Below are 24,381 nucleotides of genomic sequence, written 5' to 3'. Positions count from 1 at the left end.
GTGGCGGACACCGCGGCGGGCACCAGCATCAATGGCTCCGGCGGTTTCGCCTACGATTGTGCGGACCTGGTCTTCGGGACGGAGCCGCCTTCGATGATCTCGGCGAGAGTCACTCCGCGCGGCATCTCGGTCACAATGACCGATCCCCCGGACATGTCGAAGATCGACAGGAGTTTGATGAGCCTGACGTCGTCAACGAGGACGCCGCGCCTGGCAGCATCGACCGTCGCTTCGCGTGCCGGGTTCTCGGTGGGGATGATGATGAGGCGAACATCGGCTCCGAGGACGGTGTCAGTGCCACGCCACTCGAACTTTTCGTCGGATTGGACGAGTGGCTCCACGAGTTCGTAGCGGTCGCGCAACCGGCGTCCGGCTTCCAGGTTCAAGGACACGATGACTCCGTTGGGTTGAGATGTTTCAGTTGTGTTCAGTGTAGTAGCTCGCGGTGTGCCCCGCTTACGTAGCCGTGCTAGCAGGCCATTCAGTGGGCGTATGAGGGCGTTGAGCTCCGGCATACGCCACAGGCGCATGATTGCCAGGTAGACGATCACCATGGGGATGGCGACGATGATGATCCGAATAATGGCGGAGAAGAACGTGAACTCTTCGCTGAATGGTCCAAACAGGCGAAGAACCGCGAATCCGACGCCTGTGGAGACCGCTGCGGCAACCGCAAGCTGGGTGAAACAGCGCAGGAGCGTGGCTCCGTCAATTCCGCCGATCCTGCGGCGGAGCTGGATGAGGGCTGCTATGCAGGTGACGCTGTTGGTGATCGCCATGGACACGCCGACGCCAGCGACGATGAATCGTGCGGGCAGGACCACGGTCGAAAGGATCAGTACCGCGTGGAGGACGAAGAAGGGGACCTGCACGAAGAAGAGACCTCGTGCGTCTTCGAGGGCGTAGTAGACGCGTTGCAGGACGGTGAAGGAGCCAACCCCGACAAGCCCGAGGGACATGGTGAGCAGAACGGTGCCAATTGACGAGACCTCTGCCCAGGAAGAGCCGGGGCTGATGATGCGCACGGCGGGCACCGCCAGGACAACGATGAGCGCCGTGGCGATAAAGGTGAAGACGGCAACAATTCGCAGCGCCCGGGACGTGTCAAGCTTGACCCCTTCCATGTCATTTGTCGCGGCCTTGGCTGACATGCGAGTGAAGATCGCGGTGACGATGGAGACGACAACGAGGGACGTGGGAAGCGAATAGAGGCTGTACGCGGTCGTGTAGGCGGCGTTGCCGGGTACGCCTAGGGCGTCGGCTGGCGACATGCCCACGGCCCGCTGGGAGGCCACGGAGGCGACGTTGGAGATGAGGAGGGTAGGGATCATTCCGGCACCCATGGAGGCCAAAACCCAGCCGCCCGACTTGGCTACGGAGCTGAGCCCCGCACCCCGGAACTGGAAGTCGGGGCGTAGCTTGATTCCCATGCGGTACAGCGGGATGAGGAGGATCGCGGCCTGGGCGACGATTCCGAGAGTGGCGCTACCGCCGAGGATCGCAATGCGCTGACCGTCCCACAGGGATGCGTCGAGGGCATTCTCCGGGGTGGCGCTCCCGTAGATTCCCATCATGAGAAGAAGACCGGCAATGGCGACAATGTTGTTGAGAACCGGTGCCCACATGAACGGCCCGAAGTTCTCTCGGGCGTTAAGAATCTGCCCCAGTAGCGTGTACATGCCGTAGAAGAACATCTGGGGAACGCACCAGAAGGCGAACGCTACGGCCAGGTTGTACCAGGGACCTTCCAACCCCGACGCGAAAAGAGAGACAAGCAGTGGGGAGGCCAGGGTGAGGATGGTAGTGATGACCCCGAGCACGAGGGCGCCGAGGGTCACCATTTTGTTGATGTAAGCGGTGCCACCATCATCGTGTTGCTTGGAGGCACGGACGATTGCGGGCACGAGGACGGCGTTGACGACGCCTCCGGCCACCAGCATGTAGATGAGGGTGGGAAGCTTGTTGGCAACGTCGAAGGCATTGCCTGCCGGATAGTTAAGTCCGACGGCAATGCCGAAGAGGAGCGGGGAGCGGACGAGGCCGAGAACCCGGGATGTTAGGGTCCCCGCGAACATCACTGCAGAGTTGCGTGCAATACCGCCAGCCACGGCCTATTCCTCCAGATCAATCGTGTCAGCCTCGGACACCGGCGCAGATCGTTTGCCGCGACGTGCGGACCGGACGATGCCGATGATGAGGATGATGAGAAAGATACCGGCGATGATGGCCGTACCGAGATTCTCCCAGTCGGCCCTCACGCGGATCTTGATATCTGTTCCGGCCCCGATGGTGTGGCCCTCGGAGCTCTGCACCTCAACGGTGATGGTCACGTCGCCGGAACCAATGGCGCGTACTGGCACACCCACCGTCGTTGTCGTGTCGGGTTGTAGGCGGGCGGTTCGTTCCGTGAACCGGAGCCTGCGGTCCTCGCTCTGCACGTCAATGTCGACGGTAATCGGGAATGGCAGGGTTGAGGTGACGTGCACGGGCAGTTCAGAGGCCTGGGAAATCAGGTTAATCGTTGACGACTCCTGGACGCTCACGGAGCCGGCCAGCTCCTCCCGCATGTCCTCGACAGACTCCACGCGGCTGTCGATCTCACCGGGCACGGTGGACAGCGACCAGGATCCAATGACCGAATACGTTGCTTCGACGGCGTCCCGGAAAATGTAGGGGCTCGTTGTTAGGTCCCCGATGGAGAAGATTGCTTCGCTGGCTTCGGTGAGTTCCTCAAGGTGCCGGGCGGTGACGGAGTTTTCGCCTTCTTCGGGTGCGGTCAGCTCGCCGCGAGCCACGTGAACAATGGGGGTTTCCTCGATATCCGATGCGGTGGCCCCGTCAAGCCACGCCGTCTCATCGAGCAGGCCAATGAGCTCGTTGATGTCCGCAAGGTCAACATCCCGCCGGTCGGCCCGAGGAAGGGCAAGAACGAGAGGACGGGAGTCGTTGGGGCGCTCGCGATAGTGAATGGCGGTGAGGGCAAGTAGCGCCTGCCGTTTATCGACATCCGACATTTCATCATTGAGCAACAGTGCCGATAGTTCGTTGTCAACGAGAAGAACGTCAGATTCTTGGCCGAGTTCAAGACGAGTGTGGGCGGACGGGGTCCAGTACAGCTCCTCGCTCGACGGGATTGCGGAACTGTCGATAACGACCGTGTTCGCGCCGTTTTCGAGGCCAAGAGCGGCTGTCGCCAGCGAGGGTGATACTGGCGTGAACAGCAGGTCGGTACGGGCCGCAATAGCACGTTGATTGAGTGCCTCGGTGGACCTCTGCATTTGGTCAGCATGGGTGGCGAAATATTGGTCGTAGCCGGTTTGCGCCCACGCGGCCACATCCGTGTCGAGGGCAGGAAGCAGGACGAGTTCGTGGTGGTCGGCGTCAGCGAAGTCGGTGAGCGCTTCCTCTGTGAGGTCGAGTGTGCCGTACTCGAGGGCGGCAAGGGACGAGTCGAGGGCGAGGGTAATGCCGGGGCTGGTCAGGGCCTCAATATCGCCGATTACCCGGTCGGTTGAGCCCTGCACCGCTTCGATGACGGGATCGGGAAGTTCCTCGTTGTCGCCCAGTTCGCCCGATTCCAGGGCGAGGAGTGAATCTTCGTAACGCTCTGCGGTCGTGGGAACTGCGGCGAGGTCGTCGCCACCGACGGTGATGGGAACGAGCGCGGTGAAGGGCATGGCCTCCTGCTCGTAAGAGGGCTCGGTGACAAGAATGCTGCGGTCAACTGTGCGCGCGCCTTCAAACTCAAGGGAGGCTTCAATACCGCGCGGCCCCCACGTTGCCAGCGTATTGCCCCACGTGAAGATTTCTGCCGGGATCTCAAACTCGATCTCCGTTGTTCCGGAGGGAACCTCGATGGTCTGCGCCTCGAGAGTCATCATGGTTGTTTCGACATTTGTATCGGCAAGCCACGACGTCATCGTGTTTCGAAAGGACGGGACCGAGGCCTGCGCAGTGATGTGCAGAGAGGCCTCCGCTATCGCTGGGCCCGGGTTCGTCACTTCGATTGTGAGGGGCAGTGCCTCGCCGGGGCTGTGGACGGGCGTGAGTTCCGTGATCTCGATCTCTATTCCGGTTTCCTCGCTCGCCGGCTTGGAAGAGGCCGGGAGCGGGGCGACAAAGAGCAGGGCAGTGGCCGTGGCTGCCGCGAAGATCCGCTTCACCGGTTACCTGTCAGCACGTCCCGGGCCAGCGTTGCGATCCGCCGCTCGTTCGGATAGGCGAGCCGGCCCGGGACGTCATCAAGCCGGATCCAGGCCACGTCCTCGGCCTCCTGATCGGGGTCATTTTCGGTGGTGAGCTCCCCGGAGAGAGCTTCGAGAAGAAAATGGTGAACAACCTTGTGGACACGCCGGTCCGTGCCAGAAAACCAGTAGTCGATCGTTGCCAGGTGAGTGAGGATTTGGCCATAGATCCCGGTCTCTTCCGAGACTTCCCGGATTGCCGCCTCCTCGGCAGTCTCTTCCCCTTCCAAGTGGCCCTTGGGCAGGCACCATTCGAGACGGCCACCGCGGTTACGGCGCGCAATCACTGCAACCCAGGCGATTCCGTCGACCGGTTTCACGATAATGCCGCCGGCGGAGGTCTCGTTTACAACGGGAAGGTAGGAGCGTCGGGAGCCAATTCGGGTCGCTGAAACGCCACGGCGCCACGACTGTGGGCCGCGGGGTCGAGGTTTCGGTCCCGGCATCGGCATACTCTTAACTGTAATAATGTTCGCGCAAGTCTATCCCAGCAGGCTCGCTTCGGCGTGGCCCGCTCTATTAAAGCAGGGTCATCTCGGCGTGGCCCACCCCCATCGAAGGACGTGACAGTTGGCTCCCGACTCCCAGGTAAAGGCACGCTATCTCGCCGCTGCGCAGGCTGCGCTCCAGCAGCTCCCGGCAGCGGTTATGAAGCTCGCCACCTTGTTCGACGAGGCCGGGCACGAGTTCGCTCTCGTAGGCGGCCCGGTGCGCGATGCCTGCCTCGGCATTCCCGCCCACGACATGGATTTCACCACGTCGGCACGCCCCGACGAAACGCAGAAAATCCTAGATCGCTGGGGTGAGACCACGTGGGACATCGGAAAAGAGTTTGGCACGATCGGTGCCTCTCTGCACGGGCTCACCGTTGAGGTGACGACCTACCGGTCCGATGAATACGATCCGTCCTCCCGCAAACCACAGGTGGCGTTCGGCGATACCCTCGAAGGCGACCTGACGCGGCGTGACTTCACGGTGAACGCCATGGCAGTGCGACTACCCACCATGGAACTAGTGGACCCGTGCGGCGGGCTCTCCGACATTGTCGATGCGATCCTGCGGACCCCGATCGACCCAATCATCTCGTTCTCCGACGACCCGCTACGGATCATGCGTGCAGCGCGTTTTACGGCGCAGCTCGGCTTCGACGTGGACCTTGGAACCATGTCCGCCATGTCCGAACTTGCCGAGCGCCTCGATATTGTTTCTGCCGAAAGGATCCGTGCCGAACTGGAACGGCTCATGATCTCCCCATATCCGCGCCGCGGTATCGAGATTATGGAATACACCGGGGTGGCCGAACGGGTTCTTCCCGAGGTTGCCGCGCTCAAGTCGACGGTTGATGAGCACGGCCGGCACAAGGATGTCTACGAGCACACGCTCACCGTCGTTGACCAGGCAATCGAACTGGAAACTGATGAGGAGGGCCCGGTGCCCGCCCCGGACTTTGTCCTCCGGTTTGCTGCTCTCATGCACGACGTCGGTAAACCGGCGACCCGCCAGTTTGGGCCAGGCGGGAAGGTCACGTTCCACCAGCACGACATCGTGGGCGCAAAAATGACGCGCAAGCGCATGAGGGAGCTACGGTTCGACAAGCAGACCACGAAGGATGTGTCCCGCCTTGTCGAGCTGCACCAGCGGTTCCACGGATACGGCGAAGCCGTCTGGTCCGATTCGGCCGTCCGCCGCTATGTCACGGATGCTGGGCCGCTCCTGGAGCGGCTCCACCGTCTGACTCGCGCGGACTGCACGACGAGGAACCGGAAGAAGGCCATGAGACTCCAGGCTGCGTACGATGATCTGGAGAAGCGGATCGACGAGCTCGCCGAACAAGAAGAGCTCGCCGCGGTCCGCCCCGACCTCGACGGAAGCCAAATTATGGAGATCCTCGGAATCGAACCCGGCCCCACGGTTGGTAGGGCACGCAAGTATCTTCTTGACCTACGAATGGAACACGGACCGCTCGATCAGGAGACGGCTGTCGAAAAGCTCAGAGCCTGGGCTAAGGAGAATCTCTAGTGGCAGTTCTCGCCGACCTCAAGACCCTCCTCGTTCACGACGGTTTCAAACGACTCTTCCGCGTACGCCTTATCTCCCAATGCGGAGACGGAATGTTCCAGGTCGGCCTCGCTACCCTCTACTTCTTTAACCCAACAAACATGACGACCGCGGCGGGCGTGGCCGCAGCATTCACCGTGCTCCTCCTGCCCTTCACGATCATCGGTCCATTCGTGGGCCCGCTCCTCGACAGATGGAGCAGGCAGGGTGTGCTCTTTTGGGGCAACACTGTCCGTGCGATCCTGTGTCTGCTGTTGGCAGTGCTCATGTACCTGGGTGCCGGCCTCGGCATCATCTCCGTTCTTGCTCTTATCACCCTCGGCATTAATAGATTCCTTCTATCGGCGCTCTCCGCTGGACTACCGCACGTCGTGCCCCGCAGGCAGCTCATCATGGCGAACTCCCTCGTTCCCACCCTGGGTGCCGTCGCCACCGTCGTCGGTGCCGTCATCGGACTCGTCGTCAACCGGCTGACCCCGAGGGCCCGATCCGAGATGCCTCCTGCCTCGCGATCGCGGCCCTTCTCCTCGTTGGCGCCGTGTGGGCCGCCTCCACCATCGGCAAGCGAGAACTCGGTCCGGATAACCAGATGAAGGTGCCGCTGTCGTCACAGATCGCGGAGGTCTTCCACGATCTCTGGCTTGGCGCCAGCTACCTCGCGAAGCGCGGAACCCCCGGACACGCCCTGATTGTTATGGCGGTGCACCGGTTCCTCTACGGCGTGAACTTCATTGCGCTACTCCTTATCTCCCGCAACCTCCTCACGGACCCCGCGGACGCCGATGCTGGGCTTGCCATGTTTGCGCTCCTATCCGGGATCTCGCTTGCGGGCAACGGTTCCGCGATTGTCCTGACCCCGATTGCGCACGAGAAGCTCAGCCCGTGGCAGTGGATCGTTGCCTGCCTGGGAATCTCCACACTGTCCCAGCTCATCCTTATCGCCACCCCATCCCTTCCCTGGATCGGGATCGCCGCCGTCCTCATGGGCCTCGGCGTCCAGGGCGCGAAGATTGCTGTCGACACGATCGTGCAACGCGACGTCATCGACGCCTATCGCGGACGTGCCTTCGCGCTTTACGACATGATGTACAACGCCGCTTTTGTCGGTGCTGCCGCGCTCGCGGCAACAATCCTTCCCGACACGGGATGGTCGAGAGCTGGCTTTACCGGACTCGTTGTTCTCTACCTGCTTCTGGCCACCTGGTACGGATTGCGGAACAAGAGCCTGGGCGGGGAACCCCGTACCGTTCCCGAGCAGGCAAGGCCGTAACCGGAGCTGGGAGCTAGACCGGCTACTGCCGGGTTGGTCCGACACCGTGCCCAATCTGAGAACCCGATTCGGGTGGGTGCCCCGTTTCACCCACTGAGGATAGATGTTTTTCCTGTTGGCAGGGACGGCGCGGCCCGCGGGCGGTACGCTCTTTGATGGGAAGGTGGTGCCGTGAAACAAGACGAACCGAATCCGAGTGCCGTGAGTGAGGAAAGCTCTTCGACACCGGAAAGCTATCCAGACAATCAAAGTGTTGATTCTGGAGACATTGTTGTAGTCGGTAGGAAGAGCAGGCCCCGTGAAACAATCCCGACGGGGATGTGGATCCTTATCGCGGGTGCACTCGTCTCGATAGCGCTCTGGGGACTGTCGCGCTTCGCGTCGATCCTCGCCCCCGCCTTCCTCGGGCTCACGCTTGTTTTGACGATCCGGCCCATTCACCGATGGATGATTCGGAAGGGCGTGCCGAAGTGGATTTCGGCCATCGCATCGATCCTGGTTCTCGTCATTGTTCTCTCCTCCATCATTGGCCTGACGGTCCTGGCTTTCCTGCCCTTGCCGGAAGTCATCCTGTCCTACCAGGACAGCTTCCAGGAGATCGTCAACAATATCTCGACCGCCTTTGAGGACAGCGAGTTCCTTGTCGAGCAGGGCTACGACGTCTCAAGCATCAACAATCTGCTGAACCAGCTGGATCTCAACACGATCATGACGGCCGCCCGCGCCCTGATCGACCAGGTGTCATCCATGGGTGCACTCTTGGCCGTTATCGCCATGTCGATTTTCTTCATCGTGATTGACACGCTGTCGCTGGATACTCGGTCGGAAATCGTTGAGCGTGCCAACCCGGAGCTCCACGAAGCACTCTCTGGCTTCGAAGGCAGGGTCCGCCAGTACTGGCTCGTCTCATCAATCTTCGGTGCGATTGTCGCAGTCCTCGACTGGGTGGCTCTTCAGGCAATGGGAATACCGCTTGCCCTCGCGTGGGCGCTCGTCTCGTTCATTACGAACTATATTCCCAACATCGGCTTTATCCTGGGCCTCGTTCCACCGGCGCTCTTCGGTCTGCTCGAGGGCGGATGGCAGCTCATGGTGTGGGTGATTGTCGCCTACTCGCTGATCAACTTCATCATCCAGTCGCTCCTCCAGCCCAAGTTTACGGCCGATGCCGTTGGGCTCTCAGCAACGGTCACGTTCTTGTCCCTCATGGTTTGGGCCATCGTTATTGGCCCCCTCGGTGCTCTTCTTGCGGTGCCCCTCACCTTGTTCTTCAAGGCGGTTCTGATCGACTCGTCGAAGTCCACGCGATGGCTTGATGCGTTTATGACGTCCGAGCATGACGCGAAACGAAAACAGGGGGCCGGTAAGTACGACGTGACGTACGAGCCACCGGATGCTTGGGGAGGCTTCCAGACCGTGGCAACACGCGCCGCAAAGGGCCTTCGGAGGCCCGCCACGGAGAGACCGAAGGGCGTGAGACAGGCCAAGAAGTTGCGCAGGAGGCGCAAGCGTAGGGAATAATCGGGCCATGGCAAGCAATCGTCAAGGCTCGACGAAGCGGGGCAAGAAGTCCGCTAAGCCGACCAAGAAGAAATCGCTGTGGAACTATCCCCGGCGGGGCAAGGGTCGTATCCGGCGCTGGCTCCCGTCGTGGCGCTTCATTGTGGGATCCTTCCTGCTGGTGGCCGCGACCGGTGTCGGCGCTTTTGCCTATCTCTACATGACAACCGAGGTCCCCGAGCCTGACGACTTCGCGCTCGCCCAGTCCACCGACGTGTACTACGCCGACGGTGAGACAAAGATCGGGACATTCGCTAACGTTCGGCGCACCTCCGTCCCCCTCGACTCACTACCCGACTACGTGCCGCATGCGGTTGTGGCCTCCGAGGATCAACGGTTCTACGAAAACGCGGGAATCGACATTCGGGGAACGATCCGAGCCGCGATCAATAACCTTCAAGGCAAGCCCATCCAGGGTGGCTCGACCCTGACCCAGCAGTATGTCGAGCGGTACTACATGGGGACAACGACGTCCATCCCGGGCAAGCTCCGCGAAGCCATTCTTGCTCTCAAAATTGACCAGTCGCAGTCGAAAGACGAGATCCTCGAGAACTACCTCAACACGATCTACTTTGGTCGCGGCTCTTACGGTATTCAAGAAGCCGCCGAGTCCTACTTCGGTATCGATGCAGCCGACCTGACGCTCGACCAGGCAGCTCTGCTCGTTGCCATCATCCCCTCGCCGTCGAACTGGGATCCCGCCGTTAACCCCGACCAGGCCATGGCCCGGTGGGAGAGGGTACTTCGGCGCATGGCGGAGGACGAGTGGATTACCGTGGAAGAAGCCGAAGCGGCGCGCTTCCCCGACACCATCGAACCGGCCGCACAAAACCAGTACTCCGGAACCGATGGATACATCCTTGCCGAGGTACGCAGGGAACTCGTGAACTCCGGTGCCTACACCGAGGACGAGCTCGACACCATGGGCCTCGACATCGTCACGACAATCGATGAAGACATGCAAGGTTATGCGGTCCAGGCCGTTGAGAACCTGCCGGAAGACCGCCCCGATAACAACTATGTTGGTCTTATCTCCATGAATCCCGAGAACGGCGAAATCATGGCAATGTACGGCGGCGAGGACTACCTGACGAGGGCCCGAAACACGGCCACCCAGGACCGCGCCCAGGCAGGCTCCACCTTCAAGCCGTTCGGCCTGCTCGCAGGCATCGAAGCGGGCGTGAGCCTCACCGACCGCTACGACTCCTCATCCCCGTACGAAGTGGGTGGGCAAGAGTTTGAGAACTTCCAGCTCCGCGGACTTGGAAACATCACACTTCTCGAGGCCACCGCCAACTCCGTCAACACGGTCTACATCAGGCTGAACGAAGAAGTTGGTCCCCAGGCGACACGGGACGTTGCCGTCAGGGCGGGCCTGCCGGAATCCACCCCCGGCCTTGATGACACACTTTCGAACGTTCTCGGATCGGCTTCTCCCACGGCTAAGGAAATGGCTAACGCCTACTCGACCTTCGCCGCCCAGGGTATTCGCACGAACCCGCACATTGTGCGGGAAATCCGCAACCGCGATGGCGACGTCATCTACACGGGTGACACATCCGGAGAGCGGGTCTTCGAAGCCGATGACATCGCGAACCTGACGTACGCGCTGGAATCGGTGGTCAGCCCCGGGGGCACCGCCTCCCAGATCTCCGCACTCGGCCGTCCCGTTGCAGGCAAGACGGGCACATCCTCTTTCCTCGTATCAGCATGGTTCGCAGGATATGTTCCGCAGCTCGCCACGGTCGTCGACATGTACCAGATCGGACCCAATGGCGAAGAGGAATCCCTGACCCCATTCGGTGGCCAGTGGGCAATCCAGGGCGGTAACTTCCCGGCCCAGATCTGGCTTGATTTCATGATGGAAGCGACGCGGGACATGGAAGTTGAAGACTTCCCCGAACCCGCCAGCGAACCGACCACGCGGGCCCCGATCCCCACCTTTGTCCCCGAACCGGAACCCACGACCGAGGAACCGACGACGGAAGAACCCACCACGGAAGAACCGACGACGGAAGAACCCACCACGGAAGAGCCCACGGAGGAGCCAACCACGGGGGATCCGACACCGACCGAGGAACCGACCACCGAGGATCCGATACCGACGGTGGAACCCACCGTTGACCCGACACCGGACCCGACGGTTGATCCAACAGAGCCCGGTCCTCCGGACAACCCGGGCCCCCGGCCAACCCCGGGCCGCCGGAAGACCAGAACGAAGGGGCCGCCGTTGTCCCCAGCCGGCCAGGTGCCGAACTGCACACAGTACGTTCCGGACGAGGCCTAACGCTTTTAAGCAATTGACGCTAAAGTAGTTGGGTGCCTTCTAGGCACATATACCCTCCTGCCACGGAGAGACCGTGGCCGTTGAGACCAGAGGAGGTGGGTATGGATAAGCGTCAGTATGAACTGATGATCATCCTCGATCCGGAAGTTGACGAGCGCAACCTTGCGCCCGCACTGGAAAAGCTGCTCAAGGTCGTCATTGACGACGGCGGCTCAATCGAGAACGTGGATATCTGGGGCAAGCGTCGTCTTGCCTACGAGATCCAGAAGAAGACCGAGGGCGTCTACGTCGTTATCGACATGACCGCAACCAGTGCAACCGCACAGGAGCTCGATCGTCAGCTGGGTCTGAACGAGTCCATTATGCGCACCAAGCTGCTGCGCAAGGGCGAGCACTGAGCTAGCTTCAAGGGAGCGAAATCATGGCAGGCGAACCGATAATCACCATCGTTGGCAACCTCACCGCCGATCCGGAGCTGCGATACGTCAGCTCGGGTATCCCGGTAGCGAGCTTCACGGTGGCTTCAACCCCGCGTACCCTCAACAAGCAGACCCAGCAGTGGGAAGATGGCGAAGCCATGTTCGTACGCTGCTCGGTGTGGCGTGAGCACGGCGAAAACGTCGCCAACTCGCTTACGAAGGGCACCCGCGTGGTCGTCACGGGGCGACTGCAGGTCCGCTCTTACGAACACGAGGGCCAGAGGCGCACCTCCATCGAGATGCAGGTCGACGAGATCGGCCCGTCCCTCCGTTACGCAACGGCGCAGGTCCAGAAGACCCAGCGTTCCGGCGGTGGCGGCGGTAACTTCGGTGGTGGCGGCTACGGTGGAGGCAACTCCCGTGGCGGCAATGTCGCGTACGACGGCCCGTCGGGCGGATCGCAGAACGACCCCTGGGCAAGCGGCCCGTCGGGATCGTCCTTCGACGACGCCCCTCCGTTCTAACAACTTTCCGCGCGTCAGCGCATAATCGAGGAGATCAATCATGGCGAAGCCAAACCTTCGCAAGCCGAAAAAGAAGATCGGCCCAGTTAAGGTGACGAAGGTCGACAACATCGACTACAAGGACACCGCAACCCTGCGCAAGTTCATTTCGGACCGCGGCAAGATCCGCGCCCGTCGTGTAACCGGCGTTTCCGTCCAGCAGCAGCGTCAGATCGCTCGGGCCATCAAGAACGCCCGCGAGATGGCTCTGCTCCCGTACACCGGCTCCGGCCGCTAAGGAGGCACCATCATGGCTAAGCTCATTCTGACCCATGAGGTCGACCGCCTCGGCGTTCCGGGCGATGTCGTCGAGGTGAAGGACGGGTACGCCCGCAACTACCTTCTGCCCCGCGGCTACGCAACCCGTTGGACCAAGGGCGCTCAGAAGCAGATCGACCAGATGGAGCAGGCTCGCCGCAAGCGCGACATCGCTACCGTCGAAGAGGCCCAGACCCTGCGCGACAAGCTGGAAGAGACCTCGCTGACCCTCACGGTCCGCACCGGCAAGTCCGGCCGTCTCTTTGGTGCCGTCACCGCTGCAGACATTGCACAGGCTGCCCAGGAGGCAACCGGCGAGAACATTGACCGCCGCAAGGTCCTCGTTCAGAACCCGATCAAGTCGGTCGGCGACTACCGCGTGGACATCCGTCTACACTCGGACGTTACCGTCACCGTCCCCGTTTCGGTCGTCTCTGAATAAGCGAAACATCACGCATCAGCACCCGCCCAACCGGCGGGTGCTGTGCGTTTTGCGGCAGACTTTCCCGGTAGCCTTGAAGACATGACACGGATGGAATGGCTCGCTGCCTCAGATATCGCAATGATGTGCGGAACGGACCCGCAGACCGTGGTCCGACACCTTGACCAGCTGGGCCTTATCGGGGTTGGCGCAGAAGCTTCCGAAATGGCACTGCGGCACGACCTCGCTATCGAGTCGAACGACTACTCGACGAGCGGCATCCTCTGGCATCCGGACGTCATCACCTTGCTAGCTGCAACCGGCCTGGAAAAAGCTCCGGCCGAACCTCGGATTCCATCCGAGATGCTCTTCGGCGAAGACGAGGCCGATTCTGCGGCAGAACCCGTATCCGCTATCGACCGGGCACGCGCCCGCGCACAGGTCCGAGGAATAGCCGAAGGCTCTGCACCGGCAGAGCCTGCCCCGGGGCAGACTCCCGACGCAGGCAAGCACGGGAATGGTGCAGACCGGGATCATGCGTCAACACCCTACGTGCCGGGAGCCGACAAGTACGGCTTCGACCAGGTTATCGCAACGGACGGTGCGTGTTCCGGGAATCCGGGGCCGGGCGGATGGGCGTGGGTTGACGAGATCATGGGAGAAAGTGGCTCCGGTGGTGCGAAGCGCACAACGAACAACATTATGGAGCTCACCGCTATGCTCGAAGCCCTCCGCCACGCGGACCCGAAGAGGACACTCCTGCTCCGCGCCGACTCCCAGTACGTCATCAATGTCGTGACGAAGTGGGCGCCGGGATGGCGGAGGAAGGGCTGGAAGAAGGCCGATGGTAAGCCCGTCGCCAACCAGGAACTTGTTGCGAAGCTCCTCGAAGCCTATGAAGCCCGCGAGGCCAAGACCCGGATCGACTGGGTGCGCGGGCACGACGGGGATGCTGGCAATGAAGAAGCGGACCGCCTCGCTGTTAAGGAACGTGACCGCCAGTAGGTAGGCCCGGGGCTTAGCCCTGATATCCGAAGAGCTCTTGCGCCTCTTCCGCGGCTGCCTTCACCCGGTCGGTCAGTTCAGCACCTGCTCGTTTCAGGACGGACGACATCGCCTGAGCATCCTGGGGTCCTTCGAGAAGGAACATACCGGCGGCAATGAGGAACGGAGCTTTCTCCATCCTTATGCGCTCCCCATCCTTGCAGTCATTCTCAACCAGCTTGGTCCAGCGACCCTCATCTAAGCCCGCACGAACATTCTCGAGATCAAGCCCAGCTTCCTGGGCAATTGTGATGAGAACATCGGTGGCGGAAATGTCCTTCCCGTCCTCAAGGGCGGCCCGGTGCAACCTCTCTGCCATAGCTAACCCAAGCTCAGCGGCCTCCTCGGGCGTGGAGCCCTGTTCCTTTGCCGCATAAACCATTTCTTGGGCGTGGCCAGTATCGTCCACTGGCGCTCCGCTGACTGTCACACCGTGGTCCTCCAAGGCTTTAATGGCTTCCGGATCGGTTTCGTCAGGTGTTTTTGGGATAAAAGCGTGATGTTCAATGGCCACATTCTTCCCGGCTGCTGCCTCACGCAAATTGAGGAGCCCAAGGAGTGACTGGGGCGATGACAGGGTTGTCCAGACGTGGACGACGACGCGTGAACTCATACAGCTCTTATATCACCCGAGGCTTGGACCCCCGGTGTCCGGGTTTCGTTGCACTCTGGAGCTGACGGGGCAGCGACTATACGGCATGTGTTTGACTGCTGGCTCACGCCAGCCCTGGGTAAACACTGGGTTTTGTGAACGCAGCCCTTGACCGAGGGGGATGGCAACTAGGTAGTATCGAACCGTGCATCGTTACCAAACTGTAATAAAACTCGGGGCGGGTGTTCTCGCCGCCGGGATCATTCTCGCGCCCGGAGTTGCTCTCGGCGCCGAGTCCGAGATCGGTGCTGCCTCCAAAGTCGGCGAGAGCCTCGGCGGGCTGGACTCGGTTGACCAGCCGGACAGCGGCTCCGGTGAGTTCACGGTTGCGAGTGGAGATCGAGTCGATGACGAGATCCCCGAGGCGGATCGTACCGTGAGCGTTGCCGTTGTTACCGAGTCCGATATTTCCGTTGATACGGAGCTGTTTGCCGGAATCGTCGTCAACACCCTCAACGACGATCGCGGGTGGGGAGCGGACGGTTCTGTTGCCTTTGAGCTAGTTGAACCGGATGATGCGGAGGTCGCCATTCGCTTGGCGACACCGGATACTGTCGATGAGCTGTGCGCCCCGCTGAACACGATGGGGTACACCTCGTGCCGCACCGGCTCCGATGTTGTTTTGAACGTTGACCGCTGGGCCGAGGCGACGGAGGATTTCCTCGAGGCTGGCGGTAGTCTCGAGGAATACCGCACCTACCTCGTTAACCATGAAGTGGGCCATTTTCTTGGCCACGGGCACGTCGAAGAATGTAACCCTGATGGCACTGCTCCGGTCATGATGCAACAGACCCTTGATTTGCGTCAGTGCGAGCCGAATGGATGGCCCGCTGGTGCGTAAGTAAGGGGCCCCGATCGCTTAACCTAGGGGGTATGACTACGCCACCAGCAGCCCAGCCACCCGCACCCAAGAAGGTGCCTGTACATCGCACATTTCACGGGGATACTTTCACGGATCCCTACGAGTGGATGAGGGACAAGGAAGACCAGGAGGTTCTCGACTACCTCCACGCGCAGAACGCCTACACGGAGGCGATCCTCCGACCCACCGAGCAACTCCAGAAAGACATTGTTTCGGAGATCAAGTCCCGCACGAAGGAAACCGATACCTCGGTTCCCTATGCGAAGGATGGCTGGTGGTACTTTGCTCGCACCTACGAAGGCAAGGCCTACAGTTCCTATCACCGCGTGGCGAGCGAAACCCGCCCCAACCCGGATCACGTAACCGAGGGCGAACAGCTCCTCTTTGATCAGAACGAGCTTGCCGAAGGGAAGGAATTCTTCTCCGCGGCCGGCTATGCGGTGTCACCCGATGGTCAGTACGTTGCCCTTGGTATCGATGTCTCCGGTGACGAACGGTTCACCCTCCGTATTTCCAATATTGCGACCGGTGAAGTTGTCGATGAGAGCGTTGTTGGCGCCGGGTACGGCATGGAGTGGTCGAAGGACTCGACCCACCTGTTCTACGGCCGAGTGGACGAAGCCTGGCGTGCCTACCAGGTGTGGTCCCATGAGCTCGGGGCGGACCCGGCCACCGATGTCCTCGTTTTTGAGGAAGAGGATGAGAAGTACACGGTCTACCCCGAAATTTCGCGGGATGGCGAATGGCTGATCCTCCATTCGCAGTCGCGCCTCACTTCCGAGGTGCGGATCATGAAAGCCGAGGCTGGTGCCGAACAGATTCTTGTCTCAACTAGGCGCGAGGGCCTGGACTACTCGGTTGAACCTGCTGGTGACGAGCTCCTGATCGTCCACAACCTGCACCGTCAAGATTTCGAGGTTGCCACAGCACCGATCGGGACTTCCGAGCCCGAAAGCTGGCAGCCGCTCCTTGTGGCCGAACCCGGTGAACGAGTCGAAGGCGTCTCCGCCTTCGCATCTTATGCGGTGGTATCGATGCGTTCCGGTGGGCAAACCCAGTTGCGGATCATTCCCCGCAACGACGGCGCATGGAGTGGGGCATATGTGCTCCCGGGTGCTGAGCTGTCGACGATCGAACTGGCGAATAACGCCGAGTATGAGGCCGATTCCTTCGACTACAGCCTGACCTCTCTCATTCAGCCACCCTCCGTTTACTCCTACTCTGTGGTGGATGGAACGACCACGCTGCTCAAGGAGAAGGAAGTTCCGAACTATGATCGGTCCCGGTACGAGACAAGAAGGGAATGGGCGCGGGCAGAGGACGGAACACGGATTCCCCTGACCCTTGCCTACCGGAAGGGTGTCGAGCCGGATGGTACGAACCCCGGCCTGCTGTACGGGTACGGATCGTACGAGATCTCGAGCGACCCCGGGTTTGGGCCGTCGATTATTTCCCTCCTTGATCGCGGCGTTGTCTACGCCATTGCCCACATTCGTGGCGGCGGCGATATGGGGCGGGCCTGGTACGACGAAGGCAAGATGCTGAACAAGAAGAACACGTTCACGGACTTCATTGCCTGCGCTGACTTTCTGCGCGACTCCGGATGGGTCGATAAGGACCGGCTTGCCGGTGAGGGCGGGAGCGCTGGTGGCCTCCTCGTCGGTGCCGTGGCGAACATGGGAGGGGACCGTTTCCGTGCCATCCTTGCCGTTGTCCCATTCGTTGATGCGCTGACAACAATCCTTGATCCCTCGCTGCCGCTAACGGTGGGCGAATGGGAAGAGTGGGGCGACCCGTACCACGATGCGCAGGTATACGAGTACATGAAAGGCTATTCCCCATATGAGAACGTCGAGGAGAAGGAGTACCCGGCTATCCTTGCGACCACGTCGCTGAACGACACCCGGGTCTTCTACGTTGAGCCCGCGAAGTGGATTGCAAAGCTTCAGGAAACGGCTACGAACGGTGAGGAGCGGCCGATCCTCCTCAAAACTGAGATGGTGGCGGGCCACGGAGGACGTTCGGGGCGCTACAACCTTTGGGAGGACCAGGCCCTGCGCAGAGCCTTCGTGCTCGACCAGCTCGGGGTTCGCTAGTAGCATCAGGAACTTGCCGTCAGGGGCGGGGCCGAGGAGAGTAAGGGTTATGACTGTTCCCTTAAGTGTCCTTGACCTCGCTCCTACGTCGACTGGCCGTACAAGGAAGCAGGCTCTCGATGATTCCCTGAGGCTTGCGCAGACTGTGGAGCAGTCCGGATACAACAGATATTGGATGGCGGAGCACCACGGCTCAGCGACGTTCATGTCCTCCGCAACGGCGCTGCTCCTCGGCAGGGCCGCAGAGCATACCTCGACAATCAGGGTGGGGTCCGGTGGAGTCATGCTCCCTAACCATGCTCCGCTTATGGTGGCCGAGTATTACGGCACTCTCGCAACGATCTACGGCGACCGGGTCGACCTTGGCCTGGGCAGAGCCCCGGGAACGGACCCGGTGACGGCAGCTGAACTGCGCAGGGGCGGCTCCGATCTCAACGATTTCGCGGCTGATGTCCTTAAACTTACGAACTTCTTCTCCGGTTCCGACTCCGTTGGAGTTGATGAAGGAGTGTCCGGTGCACAGGCATCCGTTCTTGGCCTATCCGTGAGCCCCTCCCGCTTCCACCGCACCGTTCGTGCCATTCCCGGCGAGGGCACAAACGTGCCGCTGTGGATGCTGGGATCGTCTACGGGAGGCGCTCACGTCGCGGCAGAGCTCGGGCTTCCTTTCTCCTTTGCCTCCCACTTTGCGCCGCAGCAGATGTCGGCAGCCCTCCAGACCTACCGCAGCCGGTTCAAGGCCGATGCAGACACCGCCCAGGTGGAGAAGCCGACCGTCATGGCGGGAGTGAACATCATGGTTGCCGAAACTGAGCGGGAAGCCCAGTATCAGGCAACGACGCATAAGAAGATGCAGGGACAACTCCGTTTCGGTGCCACGGGCCCACTCCAGGAGCCAACCTGGGACATGGTGGAAACCTGGAGCAATCCAGGCATTGACCCCACCCATATCATTGGCACTCCCGACACGGTTGCCCAGAAGATCAATGAGTTTGTTGAGGCTTTCTCCCTCGATGAGGTCATCGTGAGCTGCTACGCCTTTGACCCCGCAGTTCGCGAGAAGGCTCTCACCGATCTTGCCAAGGAATGGAATAACTAGGGACGTTCGGCCCTCCTACTCCGATTTCTTCCGGTCATTATGGTTTTATGACCCTTGCACCCTCTTCGCGAACCCAGCGTCCCGTCCGCGTCCGCCGACACGATCCCGCGTTGCAACCCATGATTGTCATCTGGGAGGCAACACGGGCATGCCAGCTAGCCTGTCGGCACTGCCGGGCCGAGGCGGCCCCGGGGCGTAATCCTTTCGAGCTGACAACGGATGAGGCAACGAACCTCATGAAGGAGGTCCTCTCCTTCGGTAAGCCCGCCCCGATTTTCATCATTTCCGGTGGCGACTGCTTTGAGCGGGACGACCTGTTCGAGATCGCGAAGCGCGGAGTCGATATGGGACTCCACGTTGCCGTGTCCCCGTCGGGCACAAAGAAACTCAACAGGGAGTCGCTGAAGCGCCTTCAGGACGCGGGTGTTAACGTCATTTCGCTATCGCTGGATGGTGCAACGATTGAGAGCCATGACGGCTTCCGTCAGATCCCCGGAACGTACGAGAACACGATTGGTGGATGGGAGGCGGCCCGGGAGCTCGGCATGAAGGTGCAGCTGAACTCGGTTGTTGCCCGCCATAACGTCATGGAGCTTCCTGACATTGCGAAACTGGTCAAGGATCTTGGGGTCATGACCTGGTCCGGTTTCCTCCTGGTGCCCACCGGCCGCGGCGTGGACCTGGGTGCTCTCAATGCCCAGGAATGCGAGGATGTTCTGAACGTCTTCTACGACATGGGAGAAACGATTCCGGTCAAAACAACCGAGGGCCACCACTTCCGTCGGGTGTCAATCCAGCGTCACGTTCTTGCAGAGGCAGGGATCGACCCTGTCGAAGCAATGAAACTCGGTCCGCTCTACCAGGCATTGCGCGAGAAGAGTGAGTCCCTTGGCCTGCTTGATGGTGGCAGGCGCCGCAGGCCCCCGATCAACGTATCCTCTGGTAACGGCTTCGTTTTCATTAACCATGTCGGTCAGGTAACTCCGTCCGGGTTCCTCGAGGTCCCGGCAGGAAACGTTCGCGACTCCTCGATCGTTGATATCTACCGGAACTCGGAGTTGTTCACCGGGATCCGCCGCCCCGACTTCCTTGAAGGTAAGTGTGGCCGCTGCGAATACAACACAGTTTGCGGCGGTTCGCGTTCCCGGGCCTACAATTCGACCGGCAACATTTATGCCGAAGAGCCACTGTGCGTGTACGAGCCGGGAACATTCCCGCTGGCGGACGAGGTGTCGGCCCTCTTCAGGGCTAACGCGCCCCACCAGCGCTGAGAATCGAGAATTATTGAGAATCTAGATTTACAAAGATTCCCAGTAACGCGGAGAGTTACTGGCAAAGATCTGCCCGGCACTCCCCAATGATGGTTTGCAGTGCCTGGCAAATTCTTTCGTAGACGCTTGGGATACTGGGTTAGTTTTCCTCGTACAGGCTGAGGATCGCATCGGCCCAGGTACCGAAATGCTGTCGGATAGACGCACCGGAGGGGTATGTCTTGTCCTGCGTTGAGAGCCACGTCTGATATCCGGAGTAGGAGGGGTGCTTCCGCTGCTCGCTAACGGCCTGGTGGTAGAGCCGGATTGCTTCGCGGTAGTCCTCATCCGAGTAACGCAGGCCGCCGCGGCGGCGGCCGCTGGCACCCTTCAGCCCAATCGCCGTCATTGCGTTATTCCAGTAGCCGTCGAAGCGTTTCATGATGGTCTGCGAGGTCGGTGGCCATGTCTGCCTGCCCCGGCCACCCGTGAGGTTAAGGTCCTTCAGTATTTCGGCTCTCAGGGCGTCGTAACGCTGGGATGTGATCCGGCTGTCCGGGTGTGCGGCAACATATTCTTTGCCTGCGGCAACAAGACCGGCAAAGCCTGTCACCTGCTCCTCGTACAAATCCCGGGACAGGTCGGACAGGTCAAGGTCGAGCCCGGTGGCATCAGCCGGTTCAAGCTCCTTGTTGACGGCAATCATCGTGTACAGAGCCGCGTAGAGAGCATCGAGACCGAACTGTCGGCGGCGACGATCCGGCTTGCTGCCCCCGCGGAGGAGGGAAATGATGGCGGTTGTTGTTTCGGCGGCGAGGGCCGCGGCCTTATCGACTTCCATGTGGAAATCCTGGTCGGCAGCCGGGCCGCACAGGTCAGAAATGGCCCGAACGGCGGTGAAGCTGGTTCCGTAGGCCTGGCAGATCTGCGCGAGGGGCGTGGATTCCATGTCGGTCGACAGAGCTTCGGGGAAGGCTTCGCGGACTGCGTCGACGTTCTTCGCGGTGACAAAGCTATCGGAGGACAGCATGAGGCCCTGCCGAATACGGTCCTTGTTGACCTCGAGGATCTCAAGAACTTCGGCAACCCGGGAGGAGCCTTCAAAGGCTGGTGGCTGGCCTGGGACCTGGCCGAACTCGTATCCGAATGCGGTTGCATCGGCCATGCCGTACCGATATTCGGAGCCGATGACGATATCGCCGACATTAATGGTGGTGTGGAGGCCGCCGGCGGTTCCGGAGATGAAAACATCCTGGGTGGAGACTTGACCGAGGGCCCATGTGAGGGCACTGGCGGCAGCGGTCTGACCGATTCCGGTCTGGACGAGGAGGACACGGGGGGATGCGAGATCAAGGAACCAGGCCTTGAAAGTTGAGGGTGTATTGAGTTCCCCAACCCGCTGGTTCTCGCCTGCCTTCTCAAGGAAGGGGGCTGCCTCTTCGGGCATAGCGGTCAGGATAATGGCTGCAGCAGTGCGCATGATCAGTCTTTCATCACGTTTGCCCACGAATCGCGCTTATCGAGCATGGCCTTAGCGGCCTGCTTTGCGCCCGTGAGGCTGTGGTTGGCCCCCCATCCGCACTGAACTTCGTTGGCTGCGGGAACTTCGTCGGCATCAATGAGGTCGGTGAGGGTACGGGCGACAAGGTTCCGGATCTCCTCTTCGGCGGGCTCACCCGACATGAGCAGGTAGAAGCCGGTCTGGCACCCCATAGGGGAAAAGTCGATGACGTGGTCCGAATGGTTACGCGAGAGCTCAGCAAACGTGTGCTCAATAGAATGAATGGTGTCCATTTCCAAGTGATCAACGTTCGGCTGGCAGAACCGCACATCGTATTTCGTCAGCACATCCCCGTGAGGGAGGTGCTTCACATCGGCAACGCGAATGTACGGGGCATCAACCCTGCGGTGATCCAGGTTAAATGACTCGACGTTCATAGTTGGCATAAGTACTTCCTCCGTCTGGTGGCTTCATTCCACTGTAGCGGGAAACGATCTGCTTTGAGGGGGTTAAGGGCTCTTTCCTTCATAGATTTCGCCCAGGTTAGTGAACTACCGTGAGAACATGTTACTTGCCTTCTCTGTTGCCCCCACAACCGCTCAAACCGAAGACGGATCGGTCTCCGAGGCTGTCGCCTCCGCGATCCGCATAGTCCGAGAATCCGGCCTGCCACACGAAACTACCTCGATGTTTACGACGATTGAGGGCGCCTGGGATGAGGTCATGGAAGTCGTGAAGCGAGCTACCGAGGCGGTGGCAGCAGTGTCGCCGCGAGTTTCGCTCGTCATGAAAGCCGATATTCGTCCCGGTTTCACGGGCCAGCTCACCGCCAAGGTGGACCGCGTCAACGAGCTCCTTTCATGATTCTCACAATCACCGGTGTCTGCTTCGTGTCCGACGGGAAACTCCTGACCGTCCGAAAGAAAAACACGAGTAAGTACATGCTGGTTGGCGGAAAGCTGGAGCCGGGAGAAACCCCGGTCCAGGCCGCCTCCCGAGAGATTCTCGAAGAAGTTGATCTCATGAGAACTGAAGACCAGCTGGAACTCCTTGGCGAGTTCGACGAAGATGCGGCGAACGAACCCGGATGGAGGGTATCGTCGACCGTATTCTTGGCCGAGCCTCTCACCGAGCGCGAAGCCGCAGGCCTCACTGCCCGAGCAGAGATAGCTGAACTCAAGTGGCTGGACCTCTCGGATAATATCCCGGCAAGCCTGGCACCACTCCTCGCCAAGCATGTCGTTCCCGCACTACGAAAACGATTGACCATCGATATCGAAGGGTAGAAATCATGCGTTCGTCCCCAGCCGCCATCGTTGCCGGCCAGATCAAAGCTGAACAGGCCACGAGACCGCTATCGGTCTTCGACATGTTCCGGATCGGAATTGGGCCCTCCTCCTCGCACACGGTGGGACCCATGAAGGCGGGGCACGCCTTCGCGACAGTCGCGCGCGACTGGTTGGGAGACAAGCCTGCTGAGCGCGTAACCGTTGAACTGTTCGGTTCGCTTGGCGCTACCGGTCGCGGCCACTGGACGGATCGGGCGGTCCTCCTGGGCCTTGCCGGATATCGACCGGATGCCGTAGGGATTGAAGTGGTCGACGGAATCATGGATACCGTGGCAGAAACGGGACGGATTCAGCTCGGGGAAGTAGGAAGTGTTCCCTACGATCTTGAGGCCGACATGATCTACTCCCCGCGGATCCGACGGCCCTACCACGTGAACGCCCTGGAAATTACCGTGCACGCCGGTAGCGACAGCTACTCGCGCACGTACTATTCGATCGGTGGCGGGTTCATCATGGAGGACCTGTCCGACGATCCCGCGAATTCTCCCGATGTTCGGGCCATGGCATCCAGTGAATCCCAGGCAGCCCACTCCCGGCCTGCCCCATACACGTTTTCCACAGCCGACGAGCTGCTCGTCCTATGCAGGGAAAACGGGAAGAGAATCTCTGACATTGTCTGGGAAAACGAGATCGCTGCCCGATCGGAGGGCGATGTTCTTCAGTACATCTCCGACATTGCTGCCGCCATGGCGGACTGCATCAAGGCAGGTGTCTCCACCGAAGGCACGCTACCTGGCGGGCTCGGTGTGCGCAGGAGAGCGCCCAGCCTTTATCGGGAGCTGTCCGAAACGACCAAGGCGGACTCCATGTCGGGAATTGACTGGGTGAACCTGTGGGCGCTCGCGGTTAATGAAGAGAACGCCTCCGGCCATCGGGTTGTCACGGCTCCCACAAACGGTGCGGCAGGGATCGTACCTGCGGTTTTCACGTACTACTGCCAGGAGGTGGAAGATGCGAGTGAGGAGGGGCAGCGCCGCTACTTTCTTGCCGCCACCGCTATCGGGGCCCTGATCAAAACCAATGCGTCGATTGCCGGTGCCGAGGTTGGCTGCCAGGGCGAAGTTGGGTCGGCGAGCGCCATGGCGGCCGCCGGACTGGCGGAAGCCCTGGGTGGCACACCCGAGCAGGTGGAGAATGCCGCTGAGATCGCCATGGAGCACAACCTGGGGCTCACGTGCGATCCGGTGGGAGGGCTTGTCCAGATCCCCTGCATTGAACGCAACGCCATTGGTGCCGTGAAAGCAATTAATGCCGCGCGGCTTGCCCTGTGGGGCGATGGTCAGCACACCGTTTCGTTTGACACCGTTATAGAAACGATGAGGCAAACGGGCGCTGACATGCATTCGAAGTATAAGGAAACATCTGAGGGTGGTCTCGCGGTCAACGTCGTCGAGTGCTGATTTGTGACGTAATTGTGTCCCAAATCGTGTGATTTGAGACGGGTTGTC

At 60.6% G+C, this 24,381-nt stretch carries 23 protein-coding genes; 17 read left to right on the top strand and 6 right to left on the bottom strand.

The window, feature by feature from the left end; all coding sequences use genetic code 11:
• Nucleotides 1-50: 50 nt before the first annotated feature.
• Genes murJ through EJ997_RS09435 form a run of 3 tightly spaced genes read right to left on the bottom strand, consistent with a single transcriptional unit; the run spans nt 51 to nt 4,696 of the window.
• Nucleotides 51-2,108, bottom strand: coding sequence for a murein biosynthesis integral membrane protein MurJ (murJ, locus tag EJ997_RS09445; protein WP_126704329.1), 2,058 nt, complete (start codon nt 2,106-2,108; stop codon nt 51-53).
• 3 nt (nt 2,109-2,111) lie between these two features.
• Nucleotides 2,112-4,163, bottom strand: a complete 2,052-nt coding sequence (locus tag EJ997_RS09440) for a DUF6049 family protein (protein ID WP_126704328.1) — start codon at nt 4,161-4,163, stop codon at nt 2,112-2,114.
• Nucleotides 4,160-4,696: an NUDIX domain-containing protein gene (locus EJ997_RS09435; protein ID WP_407644331.1), complete on the bottom strand. Its 537-nt coding sequence runs from the start codon at nt 4,694-4,696 to the stop codon at nt 4,160-4,162. The genes EJ997_RS09440 and EJ997_RS09435 overlap by 4 nt, the downstream gene beginning before the upstream one ends.
• A gap of 118 nt (nt 4,697-4,814) precedes the next feature.
• Here EJ997_RS09435 and EJ997_RS09430 point away from each other — a divergent pair, with 118 nt between their 5' ends.
• From EJ997_RS09430 to EJ997_RS09390, 10 genes are all read left to right on the top strand, one after another.
• Nucleotides 4,815-6,263 carry a CCA tRNA nucleotidyltransferase gene (locus EJ997_RS09430; protein ID WP_228201462.1) on the top strand — a complete coding sequence of 483 codons (1,449 nt, stop codon included), beginning with the start codon at nt 4,815-4,817 and terminating at the stop codon, nt 6,261-6,263.
• The gene (locus EJ997_RS13205; protein ID WP_206501637.1) at nt 6,263-6,895 is read left to right on the top strand and encodes an MFS transporter; all 633 of its coding nucleotides are present in this window, start codon (nt 6,263-6,265) and stop codon (nt 6,893-6,895) included. Before EJ997_RS09430 ends, EJ997_RS13205 begins: the two co-directional genes overlap by 1 nt.
• Nucleotides 6,841-7,572, top strand: a complete 732-nt coding sequence (locus EJ997_RS13200) for an MFS transporter (protein ID WP_206501636.1) — start codon at nt 6,841-6,843, stop codon at nt 7,570-7,572. Before EJ997_RS13205 ends, EJ997_RS13200 begins: the two co-directional genes overlap by 55 nt.
• A 171-nt stretch (nt 7,573-7,743) precedes the next feature.
• Nucleotides 7,744-9,093 (top strand): AI-2E family transporter, encoded by a 1,350-nt coding sequence (locus EJ997_RS09420; RefSeq protein WP_126704326.1) that lies wholly within the window; start codon nt 7,744-7,746, stop codon nt 9,091-9,093.
• Nucleotides 9,094-9,100: 7 nt separating this feature from the next.
• Nucleotides 9,101-11,419 carry a transglycosylase domain-containing protein gene (locus tag EJ997_RS09415; RefSeq protein WP_126704325.1) on the top strand — a complete coding sequence of 773 codons (2,319 nt, stop codon included), beginning with the start codon at nt 9,101-9,103 and terminating at the stop codon, nt 11,417-11,419.
• Between the two features lie 101 nt (nt 11,420-11,520).
• Nucleotides 11,521-11,817 carry a 30S ribosomal protein S6 gene (gene rpsF / locus EJ997_RS09410; RefSeq protein WP_126704324.1) on the top strand — a complete coding sequence of 99 codons (297 nt, stop codon included), beginning with the start codon at nt 11,521-11,523 and terminating at the stop codon, nt 11,815-11,817.
• 23 nt (nt 11,818-11,840) lie between these two features.
• On the top strand, nt 11,841-12,362 hold the full coding sequence (locus EJ997_RS09405; protein ID WP_126704323.1) for a single-stranded DNA-binding protein: 522 nt from the start codon (nt 11,841-11,843) through the stop codon (nt 12,360-12,362).
• 40 nt (nt 12,363-12,402) lie between these two features.
• Nucleotides 12,403-12,639, top strand: coding sequence for a 30S ribosomal protein S18 (gene rpsR / locus EJ997_RS09400; protein ID WP_126704322.1), 237 nt, complete (start codon nt 12,403-12,405; stop codon nt 12,637-12,639).
• 12 nt (nt 12,640-12,651) lie between these two features.
• Nucleotides 12,652-13,101 (top strand): 50S ribosomal protein L9, encoded by a 450-nt coding sequence (gene rplI, locus EJ997_RS09395; RefSeq protein ID WP_126704321.1) that lies wholly within the window; start codon nt 12,652-12,654, stop codon nt 13,099-13,101.
• Between the two features lie 81 nt (nt 13,102-13,182).
• Entirely contained in the window at nt 13,183-14,085 is a 903-nt protein-coding gene (locus EJ997_RS09390; RefSeq protein WP_228201461.1) for a ribonuclease H family protein, read from the top strand.
• Between the two features lie 13 nt (nt 14,086-14,098).
• Here EJ997_RS09390 and EJ997_RS09385 read toward each other — a convergent pair whose 3' ends face one another.
• Nucleotides 14,099-14,737, bottom strand: a complete 639-nt coding sequence (locus EJ997_RS09385) for a DsbA family oxidoreductase (protein WP_126704320.1) — start codon at nt 14,735-14,737, stop codon at nt 14,099-14,101.
• A gap of 184 nt (nt 14,738-14,921) precedes the next feature.
• Between EJ997_RS09385 and EJ997_RS09380 the strand changes: the two genes are divergently transcribed.
• The 4 genes from EJ997_RS09380 to EJ997_RS09365 are packed head-to-tail and all read left to right on the top strand — an operon-like array spanning nt 14,922 to nt 20,104.
• Nucleotides 14,922-15,617 (top strand): DUF3152 domain-containing protein, encoded by a 696-nt coding sequence (locus EJ997_RS09380; RefSeq protein ID WP_126704319.1) that lies wholly within the window; start codon nt 14,922-14,924, stop codon nt 15,615-15,617.
• A 32-nt stretch (nt 15,618-15,649) separates the two neighbouring features.
• Nucleotides 15,650-17,734 carry a S9 family peptidase gene (locus EJ997_RS09375; protein WP_126704318.1) on the top strand — a complete coding sequence of 695 codons (2,085 nt, stop codon included), beginning with the start codon at nt 15,650-15,652 and terminating at the stop codon, nt 17,732-17,734.
• 49 nt (nt 17,735-17,783) lie between these two features.
• Entirely contained in the window at nt 17,784-18,833 is a 1,050-nt protein-coding gene (locus EJ997_RS09370; protein ID WP_126704317.1) for an LLM class flavin-dependent oxidoreductase, read from the top strand.
• A 47-nt stretch (nt 18,834-18,880) separates the two neighbouring features.
• Nucleotides 18,881-20,104: a TIGR04053 family radical SAM/SPASM domain-containing protein gene (locus EJ997_RS09365; RefSeq protein ID WP_126704316.1), complete on the top strand. Its 1,224-nt coding sequence runs from the start codon at nt 18,881-18,883 to the stop codon at nt 20,102-20,104.
• A 139-nt stretch (nt 20,105-20,243) separates the two neighbouring features.
• On the opposite strand, the gene mtnN is transcribed toward EJ997_RS09365, so the two are convergent.
• Both mtnN and EJ997_RS09355 read right to left on the bottom strand, forming a co-directional pair.
• Nucleotides 20,244-21,563 carry a 5'-methylthioadenosine/S-adenosylhomocysteine nucleosidase gene (mtnN, locus tag EJ997_RS09360; protein ID WP_126704315.1) on the bottom strand — a complete coding sequence of 440 codons (1,320 nt, stop codon included), beginning with the start codon at nt 21,561-21,563 and terminating at the stop codon, nt 20,244-20,246.
• A gap of 2 nt (nt 21,564-21,565) precedes the next feature.
• Nucleotides 21,566-22,030: an S-ribosylhomocysteine lyase gene (locus EJ997_RS09355; RefSeq protein ID WP_228201459.1), complete on the bottom strand. Its 465-nt coding sequence runs from the start codon at nt 22,028-22,030 to the stop codon at nt 21,566-21,568.
• Nucleotides 22,031-22,148: 118 nt separating this feature from the next.
• On the opposite strand from EJ997_RS09355, the gene EJ997_RS09350 reads away from it, so the two are divergent.
• The 3 genes from EJ997_RS09350 to EJ997_RS09340 are packed head-to-tail and all read left to right on the top strand — an operon-like array spanning nt 22,149 to nt 24,333.
• Entirely contained in the window at nt 22,149-22,448 is a 300-nt protein-coding gene (locus tag EJ997_RS09350; RefSeq protein ID WP_126704314.1) for an MTH1187 family thiamine-binding protein, read from the top strand.
• Complete coding sequence (locus tag EJ997_RS09345) at nt 22,445-22,870, top strand: NUDIX hydrolase (protein ID WP_126704313.1); 426 nt, start codon at nt 22,445-22,447, stop codon at nt 22,868-22,870. Before EJ997_RS09350 ends, EJ997_RS09345 begins: the two co-directional genes overlap by 4 nt.
• 5 nt (nt 22,871-22,875) lie before the next feature.
• The gene (locus EJ997_RS09340) at nt 22,876-24,333 is read left to right on the top strand and encodes an L-serine ammonia-lyase (protein ID WP_126704312.1); all 1,458 of its coding nucleotides are present in this window, start codon (nt 22,876-22,878) and stop codon (nt 24,331-24,333) included.
• The last annotated feature ends 48 nt before the right edge of the window (nt 24,334-24,381 follow it).

It is taken from the genome of Flaviflexus ciconiae, assembly GCF_003971195.1.
GTDB classification, from domain to species: Bacteria; Actinomycetota; Actinomycetes; order Actinomycetales; family Actinomycetaceae; genus Flaviflexus; species Flaviflexus ciconiae.
Note: the sequence above shows the minus strand (reverse complement) of the source record. Positions and strands in the feature narration are given on the sequence as shown.

What these genes read in the sequence shown, in the direction of transcription:
- EJ997_RS09385 (WP_126704320.1), bottom strand. Translation starts at nt 14,737, where the DNA reads ATGAGTTCACGCGTCGTCGTCCACGTCTGGACAACCCTGTCATCGCCC.
- mtnN (WP_126704315.1), bottom strand. Translation starts at nt 21,563, where the DNA reads ATGCGCACTGCTGCAGCCATTATCCTGACCGCTATGCCCGAAGAGGCA.
- EJ997_RS09355 (WP_228201459.1), bottom strand. Translation starts at nt 22,030, where the DNA reads ATGCCAACTATGAACGTCGAGTCATTTAACCTGGATCACCGCAGGGTT.
- EJ997_RS09350 (WP_126704314.1), top strand. Translation starts at nt 22,149, where the DNA reads ATGTTACTTGCCTTCTCTGTTGCCCCCACAACCGCTCAAACCGAAGAC.
- EJ997_RS09340 (WP_126704312.1), top strand. Translation starts at nt 22,876, where the DNA reads ATGCGTTCGTCCCCAGCCGCCATCGTTGCCGGCCAGATCAAAGCTGAA.
- rpsF (WP_126704324.1), top strand. Translation starts at nt 11,521, where the DNA reads ATGGATAAGCGTCAGTATGAACTGATGATCATCCTCGATCCGGAAGTT.
- EJ997_RS09345 (WP_126704313.1), top strand. Translation starts at nt 22,445, where the DNA reads ATGATTCTCACAATCACCGGTGTCTGCTTCGTGTCCGACGGGAAACTC.
- rplI (WP_126704321.1), top strand. Translation starts at nt 12,652, where the DNA reads ATGGCTAAGCTCATTCTGACCCATGAGGTCGACCGCCTCGGCGTTCCG.
- EJ997_RS09390 (WP_228201461.1), top strand. Translation starts at nt 13,183, where the DNA reads ATGACACGGATGGAATGGCTCGCTGCCTCAGATATCGCAATGATGTGC.
- EJ997_RS09435 (WP_407644331.1), bottom strand. Translation starts at nt 4,696, where the DNA reads ATGCCGATGCCGGGACCGAAACCTCGACCCCGCGGCCCACAGTCGTGG.
- rpsR (WP_126704322.1), top strand. Translation starts at nt 12,403, where the DNA reads ATGGCGAAGCCAAACCTTCGCAAGCCGAAAAAGAAGATCGGCCCAGTT.
- EJ997_RS09405 (WP_126704323.1), top strand. Translation starts at nt 11,841, where the DNA reads ATGGCAGGCGAACCGATAATCACCATCGTTGGCAACCTCACCGCCGAT.
- EJ997_RS09375 (WP_126704318.1), top strand. Translation starts at nt 15,650, where the DNA reads ATGACTACGCCACCAGCAGCCCAGCCACCCGCACCCAAGAAGGTGCCT.
- EJ997_RS09365 (WP_126704316.1), top strand. Translation starts at nt 18,881, where the DNA reads ATGACCCTTGCACCCTCTTCGCGAACCCAGCGTCCCGTCCGCGTCCGC.
- EJ997_RS09370 (WP_126704317.1), top strand. Translation starts at nt 17,784, where the DNA reads ATGACTGTTCCCTTAAGTGTCCTTGACCTCGCTCCTACGTCGACTGGC.
- EJ997_RS09415 (WP_126704325.1), top strand. Translation starts at nt 9,101, where the DNA reads ATGGCAAGCAATCGTCAAGGCTCGACGAAGCGGGGCAAGAAGTCCGCT.